Here is a 19,296-nt window from a genome sequence, read left to right on the forward strand (position 1 = left end):
ATAGCCCAGCACCATGTTCTGCATGTAGGAGGGGGTGACGTCGTTTGCGGAAAAGATGACGTTCGTGTTTTCCCCCGGGACGATGCCGACCATGATGGACCCGCTGCGGTCTGCAGCCCAGTTGCTCTGGCCGCCTGTCAGCAGGCCGTTGGACACGGCCCAGACACTTTCCATGCCGGCAAAGCCGCCCACCCAGTAGAGCTCTGTGGGCACCTGCGACTCCACGTTCCAGAGTTCGACACCCAGGGAGTTGGCGGATTGAACCGTGTTGGTCACCAGGGCGTTGGTAAGTCCATAGAACCGGATGTTGGGCGAGAGGGTCCCCACGCCCCCGTTGGTGCTGGTGAGCAGGGTGTAGAGGTAGGTGCTCTCCGGCAAGGGACCGGAGGGAGGCAGACCGGCCTTCATCAAGACGTTGATGGTGGTGACGCCTGCGGTGGTGAGGGCCCCGCCCGCAATGGTATCCCCCACGCCGATCTCCAGGATGCCGCCTGCCTGGAGGGTGAGCGAGTTCAGGGAGAGCGTGGCTCCCGCGGTGCCAGGGGTGGCAAACCGGAACTTGCCGGCGGTGGCAACCGTGAGGTTTGCGGTGCTGCCGAGGCCTTGAGCATGCGTGACGGAAAGCCTGCCGGTGTTGACGGAGACGCTGGTCGTGTTCAGGTTGATGTTTGCCTGGCTGATGACCATGGTGCCGGTCCCGTCCATGCGGAGGTTTCCTTGAAACCCTTCAAGGTTCGAGGTGACGGTGAAGATGTCACTCCGGTTGAAGGCGAGGGTTGCGCCCATGAGGATGGAGGCTGTGCCGGAGCCAAGGGTGCCGGTGCTGCCCCCGGAGCCCACCTGCAGAGTGCCCTCGTTCACACTGGTCACGCCGGTGTAGGTGTTGGTGCCCTCCAGGATGAGGGTGCCGGTGCCGGTCTTGACCAGCCCGGTGACGGTCATGGCACCGTTGTAGATCTGGGCGACGTTCTTCAGGGTGCCGCTTTGCAGGGTCAGCGTGTCCACATTGATGTAGCCGTCCGTCATGTCCAGCGTGCCGCCGGTCAGCTCCAGCGTGCTGCGGTTGTCGCCCGTCAGCCCCTCACTGAGGTTTCCTGAAACCGTAAGGGTGCCGCCGGTGAGTTTGAGGGTCGCAGATGAGTAGCCGGCGGAGGTGCTGGTGTGGCTGCCCATGACCAGCTCCCCGGTGACGTTCAGCGTGCCTGCGGTGAGGTTGAAGACGCCCCTGCTGTTCCCATTGACGCCGCTGCTGGCGTCCTGGTTCTCTGCGATGGACAGGGTGCCCACCGTCATGGTGCCCCCTTCCATGTTGAAGGTCGCATGCACATTGTCTGCTTGCGACCCTGGCACGGTCACCGTCGTGATGTTCTGCGTCCGGGCGACGACGAGGTTGGTGACGTCAATCGTGCCTGAATTGAAGGAGAATGTGCCCAGACCATAACCGATGCCGCCGGAGGTTGCATTGGCCGCGCCCGCATTGCCAATGACAAAGGTGCCGAGCATGAAGTCGAGCGTGCCACCGCGCAGGTCCATAATGCCGTTGGGCGATGAGGAGCCACCGGCCATGAGCGGGTTGGTGCTGCCAGTGCCCCCGAGCGTGAGGTTGGCCCGCGTGGTGCCTCCGGCTTTGCCCCGGATCGTGAAGGCGGGGTTCGTGGCCGTATTCTGGAAGCCGAGGGTCATGGAGGTGCGACCAGTGGCGATGACGATGGTGTCCGCGTTGAAAGTCGTGCTCTGGCCCAGCCTGACGACGCTGCCTGAAGTGGTGCCGGTGTCGCTGGAGGCCCCCATCCGGATGAGGGTGGCGGTGACGGTGCTGGACTTGGCAAGGTTGACCGTGGCCAGGGTCTGGACAGACCCTGAGCCGATGTAAAAGTTGGTGACGTTGGCGGAGAAGGTCGCGAGTCCGGACATATCCAGATTCAGGGGGCGGCTGGCCACTGTGTTCCCCACATTGAAATCGGAGCTGGCGGCGTTGATCACCCAGGAGCCATCGCCAGTGACCTTGAGATTGGTCACTCCATCCGTGGCGGCAGCACCCCCAATGGTCGTCCCGCCCGTCTGAGTCAGGATCTGCCCCGTATTGATCTGCAGCGTATGTCCCAGCCCGGTGTTGCTGGAGTAGTTGAAGGCGAGCGAGGTGATCGAATAGCTCTGATCCACAATGCTGGAAGTGGTGCCGGCGGCCAGCACGCCTGCGGAGTTGAACGTGATCGCCTTGGCCTCGGGCGTGGTGTCAGTGCTCCAGTTCAGCAGGTTGCTCCAGTTCAGGTTCGTGGCCGAGCCGCCCGCGTCCCAGCTCTGCTGGGCCGCCGCATTGGGCACGGCACAGGAAAAGGCTGCCAGGGTGGTCACAAGGCAGGCCGCCAGCGCCCTTCTGCGCTGGCAGACGAATTTCAAGAATGATGAAAGCATTGAAAGAAGGATGGATTGGGGATTTGCGGGGAGTCCTGGACCTTTGTGGAAAAAGAACAAACGGGAGATGCTCTCCATTTTTTACCGGCGCCTGCGACGGCAGCCCAGCGCCAGCATCGCGGCCAGCATGAGCAATGCGCGGGAGGGTTCGGGCACGGCCACGGTGATGATGCCGGAGGTGTACAGGGCGCTGTAGTCCCAGTTCAGGCCGGTGCCATTGAGCACTGCATCCAGATCGGCTGTAACAAAACTCCCGCTGACGGAGGTTAGCCCGGTCCAGTCGAACAGTTTCCACGAATCGCCTGCGGCCCAAGTCGTCATCCCGTTGGTGTCCACTTGGAGGGACACATTCGAGCCAATGGTCAAGGTGCCGGTGATAGCGAGCATGTCGGACTGCCCGCCGCCCGCTCCGGCGCCTGTGAAAAGGTCGAAAGTGAGCACGCTGCCATTCTGGAAGGTGACCCCGCCAGTGCCCGCGGTGAGGCTCAGGTTGCTGATCACCGGCGTCGCGAGGGATTCGTTCCCCACAGCCAGGGTTCCCGAGATCGACATGGCGTTGGTGCTGGTGATGTTGCCGGAGGCTTCCAGCCGGGCTGCCGCCGCGACGTTCAACGAGTTCATCGTCGTGACGCCATTCAGGTAGGTCGTGCCCGCATTCAGGGCCATGGCCCCGCTGAAGGTATTGGTTCCTTCCATGTTGAGGCGGCCTGTACCTGTCTTCGTCAGGCCGTTGCCCGTCACGGACCCCTGGAGATTGAGCACTCCGGCAGCATCTGCGACATTCACCACCGCCTGGCTGTCTGCCAGGGTGAGTTGAGTGTTCAGTGTGACCGCGCCGGTGCCGTTCACCGTGATGGCGTTGGCTGCGTTTACTTTGAGTTTATTGTCCAGATCATTCAGCGCCACCGCAGTGGTGTTGTTGAACTCCAGGCTGCCCACTGCCATGTCCGCGCCCAGTCGCATGTCCGTCTGGTTGGAGGCTCCCGTGGCAGAAAAGATCACCTTGGTGCTCGCACCCGCGACTTGGCCAGTGGTCCCGGTTCCCGCGCTGTCCGTGGTCCAGTTGCTGGCGGTGCTGCCGTTTGAAATGGCCCACACGTTGGCTCCGCCCGCATAGCCCCCCTTCCAGTAGGCATCTGTCAAAGCGGTGGCGGCGGCGACGTTGAGCCAGACGGAGGTGGCGTTCGAGCCGACTCCGGTGACGGTGAAACCCGACAGGTTGTAGAAGTTGCCCAGCACATAGGAACCGCCGTTCAAACCCGATGCGGCGGAGACCACGGTATGCGTGCCTGCCGCATAGGTGGCACCCGCCACGCCGAAGACGTCCACCGTCACGGTGGCACCTGTCGTGGTGGCAGCGCCCTGCACGATGATCTGGTTGCCCAGCTCGACTCCCAGCGTGGAGCCGTTTTGCAGGGTGAACCCCGCGCCAGACTTGAGGGTGAGATTGTTGCCGGTGGCTCCTGCGGTGTAGCGGAACGCGGCACCGGTGTTCACCGTCAGGGAGGCTGTGCCTTGCAGGGCGGTGCTGCTGCGGGCCCAGAGGGTGCCCCCACTCACGGTCGTGGCGCCCGTATAGGCATTCGTGCCGGTCAGGTTCAGCGTCTTGCCCGCTCCGGTCTTGTTCAATGCGGCCAGCGCACCGTCGGCATTGATCTGGGCCACGTTCTTCAGCGTGCCTGACACGGCGTTGAAAGTGTCCACATTGATGGTACCCACAGTCATGTCCAGGGTGCCGCCATCCAAGGTGACCGTGCTCTTGTTCAGCGTCACGGTGCCCGCCCCTTCCTGTAGATTGCCGTCCACCGTGAGTGTGCCTCCCGTGAGGCTGAGCCCGGCGATGGACTCGCCGGTGCTGGTGGACGTATGAGACCCCATCGTGATGTTGCCCGTGACGTGGGCCGTGCCACCGGAGATGTTCATCTGCCCGCGGATGAAGCCATTGACGCCTCCGCTGCCGTCACGGTTTTCCGCGATCGAAAGGTTGGCCGCAACAAACGTACCGCCCCCCATGTTGATCGTGCCATGGGTCTCCGTGCCGTCATTGGGATCTGTGCCTGCACTGGCGACGTCGAGCCCCAGCCCGAGGTACACGTTGGTCGCGTCGATCCTGCCGGTGTCGAAGTTCACGATGCCAATCCCGTGGCCCAGAAGGTTGGACGCCACGGACTGGGAGACGCCCAGCACGAGGTCTGAGACCAGCCAGTCCAGGCGGGTGCCATTCATGTTGGCGGCCACGGTGGGGTTCGAGGAACCGCCGATCCGCCCGCCGTACAGGCCGGAGTTGTTGCCCAGAACCAGGGTCGCACGGCCGGTGCCGTTGGTGGCGCGGATCTTGAAGGTGGGCGTGCCGGTGAGCCCGGTGTTCATGTCCAGGTTGAAGCTGGCGCGGCCGGCACCCAGCATGATGGTGTCTGCGTTGAAGACGGTGTTTTGCCCCAGCAGGAAGGTGTTGCCGGTCTGGGGAGGAGACCCGTCAGTGCTGCTGACGACAAAGCGCGCTGCGGTGATCTGGGTGTCTTTGGCCAGAATGATGTTGAACTTGGGGAAGGTGCCTGACGCGTAGTTGATCACGTCAAAATTCCGCACGGTGGCATCGAAGCGGGCCAGGCCGGACATGTCCAGGGTGGCCACAGGGCTGCCGCCCGAGCCTGAGCCGATGATGATGTCATTGTTGTTGGACACGGCGTTGTTGATCACCAGCGCCCCTCCGCCGGAGAATCTGGCGGTGGTCTGGGCACCGGAGCTGGCAAAACCCACGGTCATGGCATTGGTGCCGGTGGCAGTGCCGGCAACCGTGAGCCTCGCCCCGCTGCTGATCACCACCTCGTTGATGGCCGCCACGTTGTTGCTGTTGAAGGCAATGCTGCGCACCGTCTGAATGCCGCCGGCGACTTCCAGGCGCCCTGCATTGCTACCCGTGCCCAAGGTCAACGCTCCCGTACCCAGGGCGCCCGTGGTGGTCACGCGCAGCGTGCCCTGGTTGATGGCCGTGCTCCCGCTGTAAGCGCTCTGCCCGCCGAGGGTCTGGGTGCCGGTGCCGGTCTTCACCACTGAGAGCACTCCTGCACCATTGCGAAGGGAGCCGTTGAATACGGCGGCGGCCTCGTTGGCCGCGCCGAGGGTGAGGGTGGCGTTGGCGCTGGAGGTGATCACAATCCCCGAGCCGTTGAGGCCGTCAATCGATTCATTGAACCCGTTGAGATCCAGCGTGCCCCCGCTGTTGACCGTCACGTCTGCAGTGTTCACGATCTGCTCTGCGGCAGCCAGTCTGACCGTGGCGGTGGATCCGCCGCTGTCGCCCACCTCAAGGTTGCCGGTGATCGCCGCCACGTTGGTGGGTTTGTCCAGCGTCACCAGGCCCTCGTAGGCCTTGAAGGTGCCCGCGTAGTCGTTGGCGAGGCTGCCGTTCAGGGTGAGCGCACCGGTGCCTGTCTTGGTGAAGGCATTTCCGCGAACCCGGCTCAGCAGGAGGCCACCGCTGCTGCCGGCCACATTGACGACGGGGGCGGCGTTGCTGAAGAAGACGCTGGCGTCGAGCGTGACGGCTCCTGCACCCGCATTGACCGTGATGGCATTGGTCCCTGTGAAAGTGAGGCTGTTGGCGACGTCTTGCAGCCATACGGCGCTGGGGGAGTTCACCGTGAGGGACGCCACGCTCATGCTGACACCGAGCGTCATGGGATCCGCCTGCTGTACGGCCCCCGCCGCGGAGAAGATGAGGTTGGTGCTGGCTCCGGGGGTCAGTGACGTATTCGTTCCTGCTGCATCTGACGCCCAGTTGCTCTTCGTGGATCCGTCAGTGATGGCCCAGACGTTGCCATCCGAGGCGCTGAATCCGCCCTTCCACCAGGCGGTGGCGAGCTCCTCCTCTGCTGACACGTCCAAGAAGACGCTCGTTGCGGTTTTGCCAATGCTGTTGACCCTGAAGTTGGTGAGGTTGTACAGCTTGCCCAGGGTGTAGGTGCCGGTGTCCAGACCACTGGCGGCGGTGATGACGTTGTAGGTGGAGTTTGTGTAGGTGGCTCCGGAGATGCCGATGACGTCCAGGGTGATGGTGCCTGCGGTGGTGGCGGCACCGGTGGAGACGATGGCGCTGCCCAGCCCCACCCCAATGGTGCTGCCGGTCGCAAGATTGAGGCTGCCGACGGTGATGTTGCTGTTGGTCGCGCCGGGGCTGTACTGGAAGGCGGCCCCCGTGGCCACGCTGAGCGAAGAGGTGGCCCCCAGGCCGCTGCTGTTTGTCACCCTGAGTGTGCCGCCATTGACGGCGGTGGTGCCGGTGTAGGAGTTGATGCCAGACAAGGTCCAGGTGCCCGTGCCGGTCTTCAAGACATTCACTGAGGGCGGGACCCCTCCGGTCCCTGGGCCGTTGATGATCGCCCCGCTGACGACGCCGTCGCTATCTCCATAGAGCTGCAAGAAGCGCCCCGCACCGGTGGTGGTGCCGCCGGAGATCTGGCCGGTGATGGTCAGGGTGCCGGACTGGGACTCGATGTTATAGTTGCTGCCGCCGGTGGTGAACGTGATGCTCCCGGCCCAGACGTTGTTTCCACTGTGGTTGCGGATGGCTGCAGCGTTGGCAGAGGCCCCCTGCCGCGCTGCCAGCACGACGTTTTCATTGACCAGGATGTCACCCGCCACCTCGAGTGTGGCGAGGTTGCTGGCATCGCCGTTGATCGTGGTGGTGCTGCCGGTGCCGAGCGCGGTGCTGCTGGTGATGCGGAGGATGCTGGCGGCGCTGCCCCCGACGGTGACGGCACCGGTGAAGGTGTTGTTGCCCGAGAGGATGACGAGTCCGTCGCCGTTCTTGTTCAAGCCCACGGCACCGGCCAGGTTCACAGAAATCACGCCGTTCTGCACGGTGTAGGTGCCCGTGGCGGTGAGGGTGGATCCTTCCCCGGTGATCTGCGCGCCGTCTGAGAGCGTGACGGCACCGACCGAGTCCGAGAAACCGTTCATGTTCCAAACGGTGGAGACGCCGCTGACGGTGACCGCACCTGCGCCAAGAGCGTTGTTGTTGGCATAGAGGATCGTCCCTCCCAGGATGTTCGTCGCGCCGGTGTAGCCGTTGGCCGTGGCACTGCCCAGGGTGAGCGTGCCGGTGCCGACCTTCGTGAGGGCGGTGGTGCTGGAGATCACTCCGGAAAAAGTGGAGCTCTTGTCTCCCGTTCCCACCGTCAGGATGCCGGTGGTCGTCCCGTTGCTGGTGACGGTGCCGGTGCCATTTAGCGCGCCGATCGTCTCGTTGTTGCCGTTGATGTTCAACGTGCTTCCGGTGTAGATGGTGACATCGACGGCGTCCGCGATCTGCTCGGCTGCGCCCAGGCTGACGATGGCGAACAGGCCGGTGGCAGACAGGGTCTGCTCACCGATGTACAGTTCACTGCCAGTGATGGCGTTGAGGCCGGCCGTCTTGGCGAGCACTGTGGTGCCCTGCTCGATACGGGTGACGCCGGTCATGGTGTTGGCCTCCAGCCCCGAAAGGGTCAGGGAGCCTGCCCCACGCTTCGTGAAGGCATTTCCTGAAACCACGCCGGACATGGTGAGGGCGCCCACACCCAGTTGCGAGCCATCCGTCATCCCGACGGTGAGCAGGGGCAGCGTGGCAGACAGGGCCACGTCCACATTCAACGTGAGGCCGCCGGTGTTGGAGGCGACATAGATGCTCGGGGTCCTGACGGTGCTGGTGGAGTCGCCTCCGGTAATGGTGAGCTTGTAAACGCCGTCATTGACCGCGACGGCGGCGGTGGCTGCTGAACCGCTGCCCTGGCCGTCAACAGAAAGAGTTTTCACCGCCACGTCTGCACCCAGACTGGTGTTGGCCATGTAGGCGGCATTTGCGCTGTCCACGGAGAAAATGACATCCATGGAGCCAACGGGGGCCAGAGGGTAGAGCACATCGCCATTGCGGACGACGGCCCAGTTGCTGCGTGCCAGAGATTGATCCAGGACGCCATTGGAGACTGCCCAGACGCTCTCAGCTCCGACGTAGCCGCCCTTCCAGTACAGGACCTCCGGCAGTTGGGCGAGAACTTCAGGCGGAAGGGCCGCCATGGTGACGGTGATGGAATTGGTCCCAATCACCGGGCTGGAGGCGACGATGGAGTTGGTCAAGCCATAGAACCGAATGTCGTAGTTCACCCCTCCAGGGAGGTTGGCCGTGGAGGTGAAGATGGTGTAAGTCCCGTCTGGGGCGAGACCTGCCCGGGAGTGCACGTCGAAGTAGATCGTCCCCGCAGCGGCCCCTACCAGTGAACCTGTCGTCATGGTGTCTCCAAACGCCACTCCCAGAGTGCCTCCGTTGGCCACGGTGATGGTGCTGGCGGCAGCCATCGTGGCTGGCGTCAGGCCGTCGGTCATAAAGTAGAACTTGCCGCTTGAGGCGACGTTCACATTCGCGGCAGAGCCCAGGGCGTTGAGATTGACGGCCGTCAGGATGCCCTGGTTGGCGACGTAGCTGGCGTTGGAGGTGGTGTTGACGGACAAGAGGCGCGTGTTCCCCAGGCCGTCCTGCTGGATGGTGCCACCAGTGCCGGTGATGATGTTGGCAAGATCATAGGTGTCCCGGCGGTTAAATGAAAGAACGCCGGTGCTCTCCACGGTCACACTCCCGGACCCGAGGTTTCCGGAAATGCTGCCCGCACCCACGGCCAGAGTGCCTACGGAGATGTTGGTGCCGCCGGTGTAACTGTTCACGCCTTCCAGCGTGAGGACGCCGGCCGTGTTCTTGATCAGCGCATCACCGCCGTTGATCTGGCCGATGTTCCTCAGGGTGCCCGTCCTGAAATCCAGGGTGTTGATCTTGTTTGTGCCATCACCGATCGCGAAGCCCATCATGTCCAGCGTGCCGCCAAAGAGATTGATGGTGGTGGCGGTGTTCCCGCCGCCATCAATGATGTCGGTATTGCTGATCAGGGTGCCACCCGTGAGCTCGAGGATGCCTTCAGAAGACCCCTTCCCCTCTTGATAGCCGAGGCTGAAGGATCCACCCGCATTCACGATGAAGGTGCCGCCACTGATGAAAATTCTGCCAGAGGCCAGGCCGACGCTCGCCGATGTGGTGGTGTTGGTCTTGCGGCCCAGCTCGACGCTGTTCGCGGTGAAGGTGCCTGCGGAAAAGTAGAGTGTGCCGGAGGCTCCGCCTGCGCCGTTGTTAGTGGTGCTGCTGGTGCCGTCGCGCCGCCCCAGAACGAGGGCACCGGCAGTGACGTTCGCCGTCACGCCGCGCAGGTCCATGATGCCCGTGGGCGTGGCGGTGGTGCCCCCAGTACCGGCAGTGCTGCCAATGGTGATGTTGGTGGTGGCGCCGGTCTTGCCGCCCAGGGTCAAGGTCCCGCCGGCTGTGGGGGCGATGAGGGTGCCGCTCGCCTTGGAGGTGCCGATGTTGAGGGTGTTGGTCCGGATGGTGTTGGTGCCGGTGCCCAGGTTGAGCAAGCTAACCACGCTCACCCCGGCATTGTTGGCGGTGTTGGCCGTGGCGCTGTTCCCGAGGTGGATGGTATTGGCCGTAATGGAGTTCGTGGTGTTGGAAAGGGTCAAGGTGCCGGCAGTGAGCGAGCCGTACCCGATTCTCAAATCACCCACATTCGCAGTGAAGGAGCCGAGCCCGGAAAGATCCAGGCTGGCGCTGTGGTTGCTGCCAGAGTTGATCGTGCCGAAGGCGAGACCAATCTCCATGTTGCCGTCTGTATTGCTGACGTTGAGCGCTCCCGGGCCGGAGAAGGCGACCGAGGTGTTCATCAGCGCGTTGCTGGCGCTGGAGCCCACCTTGAGGGAGCCGGTGCCGTTGATGGTCAAAGTCTGCGAGGCATTGATCTGCACCCGGTGGAACTGGGCGGCGTCGATCTGGTTGAAGCTGAGGGATGAAATGGTGCGACTGGCTTCCACAATGCTGGTGACCGTGGCAGCAGAGGCAGCACTGCCAGTGGCGCCGAAGGTCACGGCAGCGGTGTTGGTAGGGACACCGTCTGGATTCCAGTTGGCGGCGGTTCCCCAGTTCAAGTTGGTGGCGGCTCCTCCTGCATCCCAAGTGGCCTGTGCCAGCACCTGCCGGGGGCCAGACGTCATGCCCACGGCCAGGGCTGTGGAAAACAGAGAGGCGAGGTAACGGAGGCGGGAGGTGGTCGACCGTTGTTTCATGATAAGAGAGAGAGGGGGATTTTTAGAGGGAGCGTGGCGATGGTGGGCCCGGTGTTGACCTGGGAGCGATCAACGGTTGAAGCGCCGCACGTTGCGAATGCGCCAGGTGTAGAGGGTGTCCAGTGACTTGGCCGCGCTGAGGTTGCCACCGGTGGCCTTGGTGATGTAGTCGTAGTCGGCACTCACGTTGCCGGGCTCGGCGGGATCGTACTTCAAGGCAGGGTCATTGGGATCGATGGCGCGTTCGACCAGGGCGTCTCCCTGCTTCTCGCCTGAGACCACGTCGGTGCCGTCCACGAAGGATTCAGGATCGGTGGAGCGGGCCTTGGTGAGGGTCTGGACGAGGTAGTGTACGCGGAAGGTGTTGGAACGCGTGGTCACCCGCGGGTAGATGTTGGCATAGGGGCGCTCCATCGTGTTGTCCCCGGTGAGCTGGTGATTGCCCCAGAAGTTGCGCATGGAGGAGCGCAGCATGGTGCCTGTGTTAGAGGTGATGCCCTGGTCCTTGGGCACCAGGAACTGCTCACAGACCTCGCCAGGGTTCATGAAAAACTTCCCGGAGTCGAACTTCTCCTCCCACTGCACGAGGGTCTTCTCGGCATCGATGTAGTGACGCCAGTTGTTGTTCTGGAGAAGCTTGCTGTAGTCCTTGTAAGACGGACCTGCGGTGGTGGGGATGGCGAGCATTTCCTCAGACTTCAGGACGGCGTGCAGCCCCGTGGCCCGCTTGATGTTGGTGAAGGGGACGATGCGGTAGTTGAGGTTGATCTTGCCAGCCGTGGAGAAAGGCTCGCTGATGGGGTATGGCTGGACGACCGGCATCCAGAAGAGCTCCAGCAGCGCGTGGTCTGGCGGGGCGCCCACCATGTTGCCGCCGGTGCTGTGGTCCTTGGAGCCGAGGTGCCCGGGAGGCGCGCCGCCGCTGGCACCCGGCGTGATGTCCGGGCGGAACAGGAACGTCGTCCACTGAATGCCGGTGGAGGATGCCGAGGGAAGCGATCCGAACATGACCGGTGAGGGGATGAGCTGATTGGGCGCGGTGGTCTGGTTGACCGGGCGGCTGTTGATGTTCACACCGTCCCATGGGGCTGCGGTGAAGTAGGGCGGCACGTTGCCGTCATACACGCGCGCGCCGTCGTCTGGCTTGTTCCAATAGGCGCCGTCGGGAGCGATGCCGGTGCCATTGTCCCAGTCCCGCGTCTCCCATGGCTTGACGGTGTAGGGGTAATTGGCAGGGACGTTGGCGCGGAAGGTCGCCGAATCTCCGTTTATGGTGAAGTCGGGACGATAGTCACTGGTGGCGGGGGAGGTGGAGGTGATGTTGTTGTAGTCCGCCGCGGGCACCAGGAGGGACTGGGTGGTACCATTTCCCCAAGTAGGGGAGAACTCCTTGCCCGGCACGAACAAGGTACCCGGCTTGCCGGTCTTGTGGGGCTTGCCACCCGACTTGGTAAATGAGTGGTACTGCCCCACGGTCTGCGAGGTGGTGAGCGCGGTGCCGGAAAGCGAGGCGGGATCCCAGCCCGGATGGGGAGCGAAGAGACGTTTCGCGGCATCCACGCCGGCCGCGCCAGCGCCTTCACGCAGCCGGACATAACCGAGACGATAGTCCCCATGACGCACGACCCACGTACGGACCACGTCATTGCCATCGATAAGCTCAGGTTTGCCGAAGCGGTTGCCGCTGAAGGTGCGGGCATTCTTGTAGCGCTTGCTGAAGGTGAAGGCCAGCTCAAGGGGCTTGGTGGGGACAGGGACGACCATGTTGGCCGGAACCTCCACCTGGAGACGACGGCTGCCGTAGTCTCCATTCCGCTGGTTACCCACCTGTATCTCCAGGCAGCGATCTGTCATGACGCCTCCGCCACGAACACTGGACACGGTCATCTGGGTGGCGCTGGAAGGAACGAGGAAATACCCGCGGCTGTACTTGGCCGGGCTGGTGAGGGCGTCTGCGGCCACGTCCAGATCGTTCACCATAGTCGCGGTGGCGGCACCGTTGGTGTCGCTGTCCGCGTACATCCAGTAGCCGCCAGAGCCGCCCCAGCCGGTCCACCAGTCCCCGGTGGTGTTGCGCCCGACCAGCGGCGTTTCCACGGGCTTGATTTTGCAGAGGTACTGCAGATGGGAGACGTTGTGCAGCAGTGTGCCCCATTTGCTGCGGTAGTTCACAGGCGTGGCGGCACCGTCATCCGGCTTTTGCTTGAGGGGCGGCTCGATGATTTCCCCTCCGGGCTCGCGGGTGCCGAAGGTGGTGGTGATTCGCAGATTGTCCAACGAGGAGACGTTGAAGGAGGAGCTGGGGGCGATCATGGTGTACCCCTGACCCGGGCAGAAGCCCTCCGCCACGAAGCCGACCTGAATGGCCTTCTGACCCGGCTGGAGATTCAGCAGGGTGACGAGGTCGGGATTGGTCTTGGTGCCGGAGAGCGGGTTCTCTGCGGCAAGGATGAAGACCATGCCAAACTCGGAGACCGTGAACTCGCGACCGATGCCGGTGGTCCACACTCGATCGTTGCCATCGTCGTTGGTATTGCGCTTCAGGGTCTTGTTGTCGTCATTGAGCGGGGGGCTGTAGTAGGACATGTCCACCGCGGCCACCTGCCCCAGTGTGTCTGTGCCGATCCAGTTGGCGGAGGCCTGCGAGTAGGCATCTACAGGGACACGGGGCGAGGAGTTCTTTGTGGAGTGCGTGCTGTCGTTGGCATTGGTGCCGCGGATATACTCCAGCATCTGAATGAGGCTGGAGCCGATGTTGAAGGCCTTCGACGTAGGGGAGCCGGTGCGCTCATCATACTTCTGCGCAAAGGATTTGGCGTAGCCCAGATTGGCAAGCTTGACCTCCTCGATGAGGTACTGCGCCAGCATATTGTTGTGGATCATGCCGAACTTGTAGTAGTCACTGTCCTCCTTGTTGTAGTAGTTGGAGAAGTCGTCCATGTTGGAGGCGGCACCACTGCGGCGGAAGTGGTAGGGGTGACGCCCCAGCGTGCTGGCGTAAGCGGAGACGTTGTCGAAGGAGGTGCGCTTGTTGTTTGCTGGTTCCGGACGGTAGGCGACAGGCCAGATGGAAACCTTGGGGAAACCGGCAGGCGTGGTCTCTGGAGCCCGGCTCTCCGCGGTCATGAGGAACCGGAGGCGCTTGAGGCGGTTCGCATCGCCACCCAGGAGCGTCTGCGTCTGACGGGAGGTGAAGGCCAGTGCCGCGGCGCTGGTATCGGATGGATCGTCAAAGAGAAACTCGTCAACGGATGCATAAAGGCGGTCCGTGTCATATTCCACCGGGGTGAAATTGGGGGTATTGTTAGGGTTGGGGTTTACCAGCAGGCCTGCATTCGCATTGACCCGGGGGGTCACCGCATAGAGCTGCCGCAGCTTGTTGGCGTGGTCCGAGTTGGACGGCAGCAGGCGCTCTCCAGGATAAAAAAGGGTGCTGAGACAGGTGGTGGCTGGGTGGCCGCCGTAGCGTTGCACCTCGTTCCTTACAGGCACGTTGCGGGCAAACTCCACCTCCCGCGGGGTCACACACCGTGGTGTGTCCCAGAACATCCCTTCAGAGGCGGTGTTGATGTTGATCTTGGAAGTTTCATCGTCCGTCCAGAAGGCGATCCGGCCGACGATGGGGTTTGCGGCGCTGGCCATCTTGTGGCCGCTGAAAGGCAGGAACTTGGGCGAAGCCGCCTGGCTCATGACGCCCATGCTGCCATCTTGCAAAATATAGATCCAGCGCACCGGCATGGGCAGGCGCTGCGATGAAGCGGCTGCTCCGGGGGACTTCACCCCATTGAGGGTGCCCTTGCTGACTGCCAGCTTGGTGTCATACGAAAAGCCCTCCGGCGTGAGACTTCCGGGATAGCTGGGATTGGCGCTGTCCATCGCCCGGGGATCGATGATGGGAAAGCTGAAGTTGCCGGACTCATCCGTGCCGGGCTCATTCAAATTCGCAAACACGGCGGGCATGGTGTCCCAGTCTCCCGGGACGTCGTTCTCCAGGTTCAGGGAGGCGGGATCACTCACTCCGGCGGCGTTGAGCACCATCTCCTGGGAGCTGTAGAGCTTGTAAATGCGGGAGGAGGTGCCGGTGTTCAGACCATAGGTGCGCATGGCCCCGGGTTGGGAGATCCAGAGGGTGCCAGACTCTGTGGTGGCCTGACGCATCTGGCCGATGGCGGCATTCACCGCCATGTCCTGCAACGTCGTCAGGTCATGCGCTGCGGCGTGGCTGGAGGACGAGCGCAACTGCACCGTGGACATGTTGAAGAACAACACCACGATCACTGTGACCATGCCCACGATGATGAGTGCAGGCAGAAGGGCCGTGCCCTCCTGGCGGCGGCCCCGGATGTGCAGATGTGTTTTTGAGTTCATGAAACAAGCAGGAGCGGAGGTGAATGAGGCTGCGGTATCCGGTCAGGGGCGGAAGGTGCGAACCCGGGCGGTGGCGGGGTCGAGTTGCATGGTGGCGAAGTTGGCAGGGAGGGCAGCGCCCGTGGCTTCAGACTCCCTGATGAGCGTCAAGGACCACTTCGTCCCTGTGCCTAGGCTGGTGCGGCCGTCCGGCAGAAAGCGGAAGCTCACATAGTCGCGGGCGCGGCCGTCCGGGCCGGTGTCGGAACCGGTGATGAGTTCCGTCTTGGTGGTGTCCAGCAGGCTGGAGTAGGAGGTGGAAGGGTGAAACACCATGCCGTCGGCCAGAATGGTCGGCGCCCCCGCAGCCTTGAACTTCGGCTTGAAATTGGTGCCCGTCGGGTCCTGATAACCGGTGGCATCAGGATTGGTCTCTATGTCCACGGTGCCGAACTCCATGCTGCGCCAGTTGGACTGGTTCATGTCATTCGTAAACTTGTAGATGCGGAAGACAACGTCCCGGTTCGAGGTCATGGCCAGCTGGCGGGCGTGATCCATGGAGTTGGAGATGGACTCAAGCGCCTCCTTCATGCGGAGCGTGGACATCATGGAACTGGCTCCGCTGCCGGCTGCCACCAGCATGATGCCCATGATGGTGACTACGATGAGGATCTCAATCAGGGTGAATCCTGCCTGTCGGGCGGCGCCCTGGTGCTGCCGGAAACCGGGAGTTGCGGAGTTCGAGATGTGCACGTCGGTACAGGGGTTGGGTTCAAGGGTTAGCGCCCGACGTAGCTGCCGTTCCATCGGGCATTGCGAAGACGGATGGTGGATGAAAACACCCGGTAGTTCAGCTTGCTGGCCACGAGGGTGGATTCGAGGGTGGCAATATCGGCATCATAGTTCGCCGCCCGCTCAAACAAGCCGTCCAGCCCCAGATTGGGACGGGCCTTGCCGTTTGTTTCCTGAAGCCGGGAGGCGGAGACGTCATCAATGGCCACCAGGGTGAGGCGGATCAGCGGGGGCAGCTTGTGCCGCGTGAACTCAGACACATCCGAGCTGGCGTACTGGTAGGAGCGGGTGTCGTAGTAGTAGTTGGGAGCCAGATCGGTGGGCTTGATCGCTTTGCCGTCGTCAGTGGTGGCCTCGTTCGGGATCGTGGGAAAGATGATGCAGGCGATGACATTCTCCGCCACGGGATGAATGTTCGCGGGGTCTGCGAGGGCGGCCGTATACCATGCCTGGACACCCGCCCTGGTGGTCTGGGAGTTGAGCTTCAGGGCATACGTGCGCAACTGCTCGGCGGGCACCTGCAGCTCCTTCAACCGGAAGCGCAGCCGGGAGGGGACAGACGCGCCATTGAGGAAGACTGGCCGGGTGGAGTCATCATCGCCAAACTCCAGGAAATACCCCCAGCTGTTGAGCATGGAGGACAGACCGCGCCAGTCTTTCTGCCCGGTCAGGCCATAGGTTCCATGAAAGAACACGGCATGCCCGGTGCGGTCCCCGGTGCCGATCAGCGGGGCGGTGCCCGTGTTGGCCGGGCCGGAGACAAAATGCAGGTCTGACTGGATTTTGTAACCGTTGGGCACGCTGTTCATGTCATTCCCCGGGTACACATAGTCGTAGTAGGGGTTGATCTCGCAGGCCTCCAGCCGCCGGGTCATGGTCTCAAAGGCAGCCTGGACCTCCCGAAACTGGCTGTTGCGTGACTCTGCGATCCGCAACTGTCCCAGTGACACATTGAGCATGGAGGTGGAGGCCATGAGCACCAGGGTCAGGATGGCGATGCTCAACATGAGCTCGATCAGCGTGAAACCGGACCGCCGGGAGCACCTGCTCGTACGGGCTGTGGCTGCGGGGCAAAAGTGGGGTGGCACCTTCATGTCTGGAGCAGGAGCTGGGGTGAAAGGATGATCAGGGGGCTTTCTCAAGGTTGACGAGGAGCGTTCTGCTGATCCGGACCTCCCGTGGCACGGCCCGCCCGGCATCAATGGCGGCCTCCGCTGCGTCCAGGGAAGTCTTCCCCGAGTTACCCGGGCGTGACGCCACCATTACCACCGCCTGGCGTTGCCAGGAGTTTGCTGGCACCGTCGGCGTTGTCGTCATTTGCACCCCCGTGGTGGGCCCCAGCCTCACTCGGGCGGTATAGACAGCGTTCTCCTGCCCTTTCGCCCCGATGCATTCCATGCCCTGGTCATCCAGGTAAACATCCTTGTTTTTCCAGTCCTCCAGCTTGGTCCAGTCCGCCTGCTGGACCTCGCCCAGGAGGCGGGAAGCGATCCGCGCCGAGGTCGTGATGCTGGCCGCCTTGCCACTTGTTTCGACTGCAGCGGAGAGCAGTCCCAGCAACGGAATCATCACCGTGACAAGAATACCCACCGTGATGACAACCTCGACCAAGGTTGCACCTGTCGTCACGATGTATTTACCTCGCGTCGTGGTTACCATTTCGCTTTTCTAGCAGGCGGTAACAATTTGGGAAGAATTTGTTGCTAAAGAATTGCCTTAGTGCTTGCGAATCCGCCATTTGTATCAAAGCCGATACGCCTTTATGCGACCGATTCCCCGGGGGCTGCCACCGTCCTTGCCTGTCGAGACACACTACCCGACAGAGACCCTGCAAACCCTGAAGAAAGTGCGGTGGCAGGTGATGCCCGATTTTGACCATTGGGATTGATGTGCAGGCGAAGCGAGTTTGACCGGAAGCACTCCAAAAACTTCGTGATCGCCAGCATGAGTCAAAGCTCGCTTTGAGTCAGGTCATTGGGGAGCGCGCGCATCCTGCGTGCTGTTCGCGGCATCTTGCCGCGAACCCGAATCCATCTGCCGCGTCTTACCCCCCCCCTGATTGCCAACCTCCTCCGTTCCCGTCCCCTGAGCCTTCCGCAGGCTGCAGAAGGCAGCACGCAGGATGCGTGCGCTCCCCAGCTTCTTCCAGGCCGAAGCGCCACCTCAGGTCTTGCGTCTTGTGTCTTCAAGTCTTGTATCTCCCGCGCAGCAGGCCCATTCCGCTGGAAGACCGCCGCGCTCCGCCACGTTGAAAACTTTTGCCACTCTCATGAACACGACCCGCCGCCAATTTATCAGGACCTCCGGACTCGCCCTGGGTGCAACCGCATTGCCCGGATCCAGCTTTGCCCAGGAGGGCGCTGTGAAGAAGAAGACGGTCCTGCTGCAGTGCGGCTGGGCGGTGAAGAACATCGGTGATGTGGGGCACACGCCGGGAACGCTGCGCTTCATGGAGCAGCACCTGCCGGACACGCACTTCATCCTGTGGGCCGCGAATGTGAACCAGCCGGTGGAAGACATGCTCATGAAACGGTTCCCGCAGCTCGAGATCGTGCGAGGCAGCCTGACGCAGAAAGACGGGCCGGTGCAGCAGGCGATCGCGCGGTCAGACTTCTTCCTGCGCGGCCCCGGGATGGGACAGCCGACGGATTTCATGAAATACTGCAACAAGACAGGCAAGCCCTGGGGCCTGCAGGGGCAGTCGTACTTCGACACCATGGTGAAGGGCGAAGGCGCAGAGGAGCGCATTGCCCTGCTGAGCAGCGCGGCGTTTATCTACTGCCGGGACAGCAAGACGCTCCAGGTGCTGAAGGATGCGGGCGTGAAGACACCGGTGCTGGAGTTCGGCCCGGATGGCTGCTTCGGCGTGGATGTGAAGGATGAGGAGAAGGCGCTGGCCCGTCTGAAGAAGTACGGCCTGGAGGACAAGAAGTTCATCACCGTCCAACTTCGCACCCACAGTCCCTCCTCCCCAGGGGTGGATGACACGCGCCCGCAGAAGCTGAACCCGCTGCATCCGACAGCGGAAAACATCGCGGACGATACCCGCCGGGCGAAGGTGTACCAGGACCTCATCGCCATGTGGGTGAAGGAGACGGGCTACAAGGTGGTGATCGCCCCGGAGGTGTACAAGGAGATGGAGTACAATAAAAAATTCATCTACGACACGCTGCCGGACAACCTGAAGCCGTATGTGGTGAACTTTGATGAGTTCTGGAATGTGGATGAGGCCTGCTCCTTCTACCGGCGTGCGCACACCGTCATCTGCCATGAGCCTCACACGCCCATCATGGCCCTGGCCGTGGGCACCCCGATGATGCATACGTTCTCTGAGTTCCACTCACCGAAGTGCTGGATGTTCAAGGACATCGGCCTGGAGGAATGGGCTCCGGAGTTCGACAGCACCCCAGCGGAGAAGATGTTTGAGATCCTCATGGGCATTCACAAGGATTACGCGGGTGCGGAAGCAAAGGTGAAAAAGGCCATGGCCTATGTGGAAGAACGTGCCGCCGCCTGCATGAGCTCGGTGAAAAAAGCGTTGAACGCGTAGGACCTGAAGATTCCTCGCACCACCCCGGCGTTTTCATCCAAACAGGTTTC

Annotated in this window: 7 protein-coding genes; 1 reads left to right on the plus strand and 6 read right to left on the minus strand. The window is 62.5% G+C overall.

Going from position 1 to position 19,296, the window contains the following annotated elements:
- From BV034_RS31795 to vccB, 6 genes are all read right to left on the minus strand, one after another.
- The coding region (locus BV034_RS31795; protein ID WP_265593693.1) for an autotransporter-associated beta strand repeat-containing protein at window positions 1-2,415 on the minus strand (2,415 nt) is incomplete at its 3' end.
- Window positions 2,416-2,496: 81 nt separating this feature from the next.
- Window positions 2,497-10,557: an autotransporter-associated beta strand repeat-containing protein gene (locus tag BV034_RS31800; RefSeq protein ID WP_050030969.1), complete on the minus strand. Its 8,061-nt coding sequence runs from the start codon at window positions 10,555-10,557 to the stop codon at window positions 2,497-2,499.
- A 69-nt stretch (window positions 10,558-10,626) separates the two neighbouring features.
- Window positions 10,627-14,925, minus strand: a complete 4,299-nt coding sequence (vccA, locus tag BV034_RS31805) for a Verru_Chthon cassette protein A (protein ID WP_050030970.1) — start codon at window positions 14,923-14,925, stop codon at window positions 10,627-10,629.
- Window positions 14,926-14,967: 42 nt separating this feature from the next.
- On the minus strand, window positions 14,968-15,711 hold the full coding sequence (gene vccD / locus BV034_RS31810) for a Verru_Chthon cassette protein D (protein WP_050030971.1): 744 nt from the start codon (window positions 15,709-15,711) through the stop codon (window positions 14,968-14,970).
- Window positions 15,684-16,703, minus strand: coding sequence for a Verru_Chthon cassette protein C (gene vccC / locus BV034_RS31815; protein WP_265593694.1), 1,020 nt, complete (start codon window positions 16,701-16,703; stop codon window positions 15,684-15,686). The genes vccD and vccC overlap by 28 nt, the downstream gene beginning before the upstream one ends.
- A 118-nt stretch (window positions 16,704-16,821) precedes the next feature.
- Window positions 16,822-17,355, minus strand: coding sequence for a Verru_Chthon cassette protein B (vccB, locus tag BV034_RS31820; RefSeq protein WP_050030973.1), 534 nt, complete (start codon window positions 17,353-17,355; stop codon window positions 16,822-16,824).
- Window positions 17,356-17,965: 610 nt separating this feature from the next.
- Between vccB and BV034_RS31825 the strand changes: the two genes are divergently transcribed.
- Window positions 17,966-19,246, plus strand: coding sequence for a polysaccharide pyruvyl transferase family protein (locus tag BV034_RS31825; protein WP_050030974.1), 1,281 nt, complete (start codon window positions 17,966-17,968; stop codon window positions 19,244-19,246).
- Window positions 19,247-19,296 lie beyond the last annotated feature (50 nt).

It is taken from the genome of Verrucomicrobium sp. BvORR034, assembly GCF_000739635.1.
In the GTDB taxonomy this organism is placed as follows: domain Bacteria; phylum Verrucomicrobiota; class Verrucomicrobiia; order Verrucomicrobiales; family Verrucomicrobiaceae; genus Verrucomicrobium.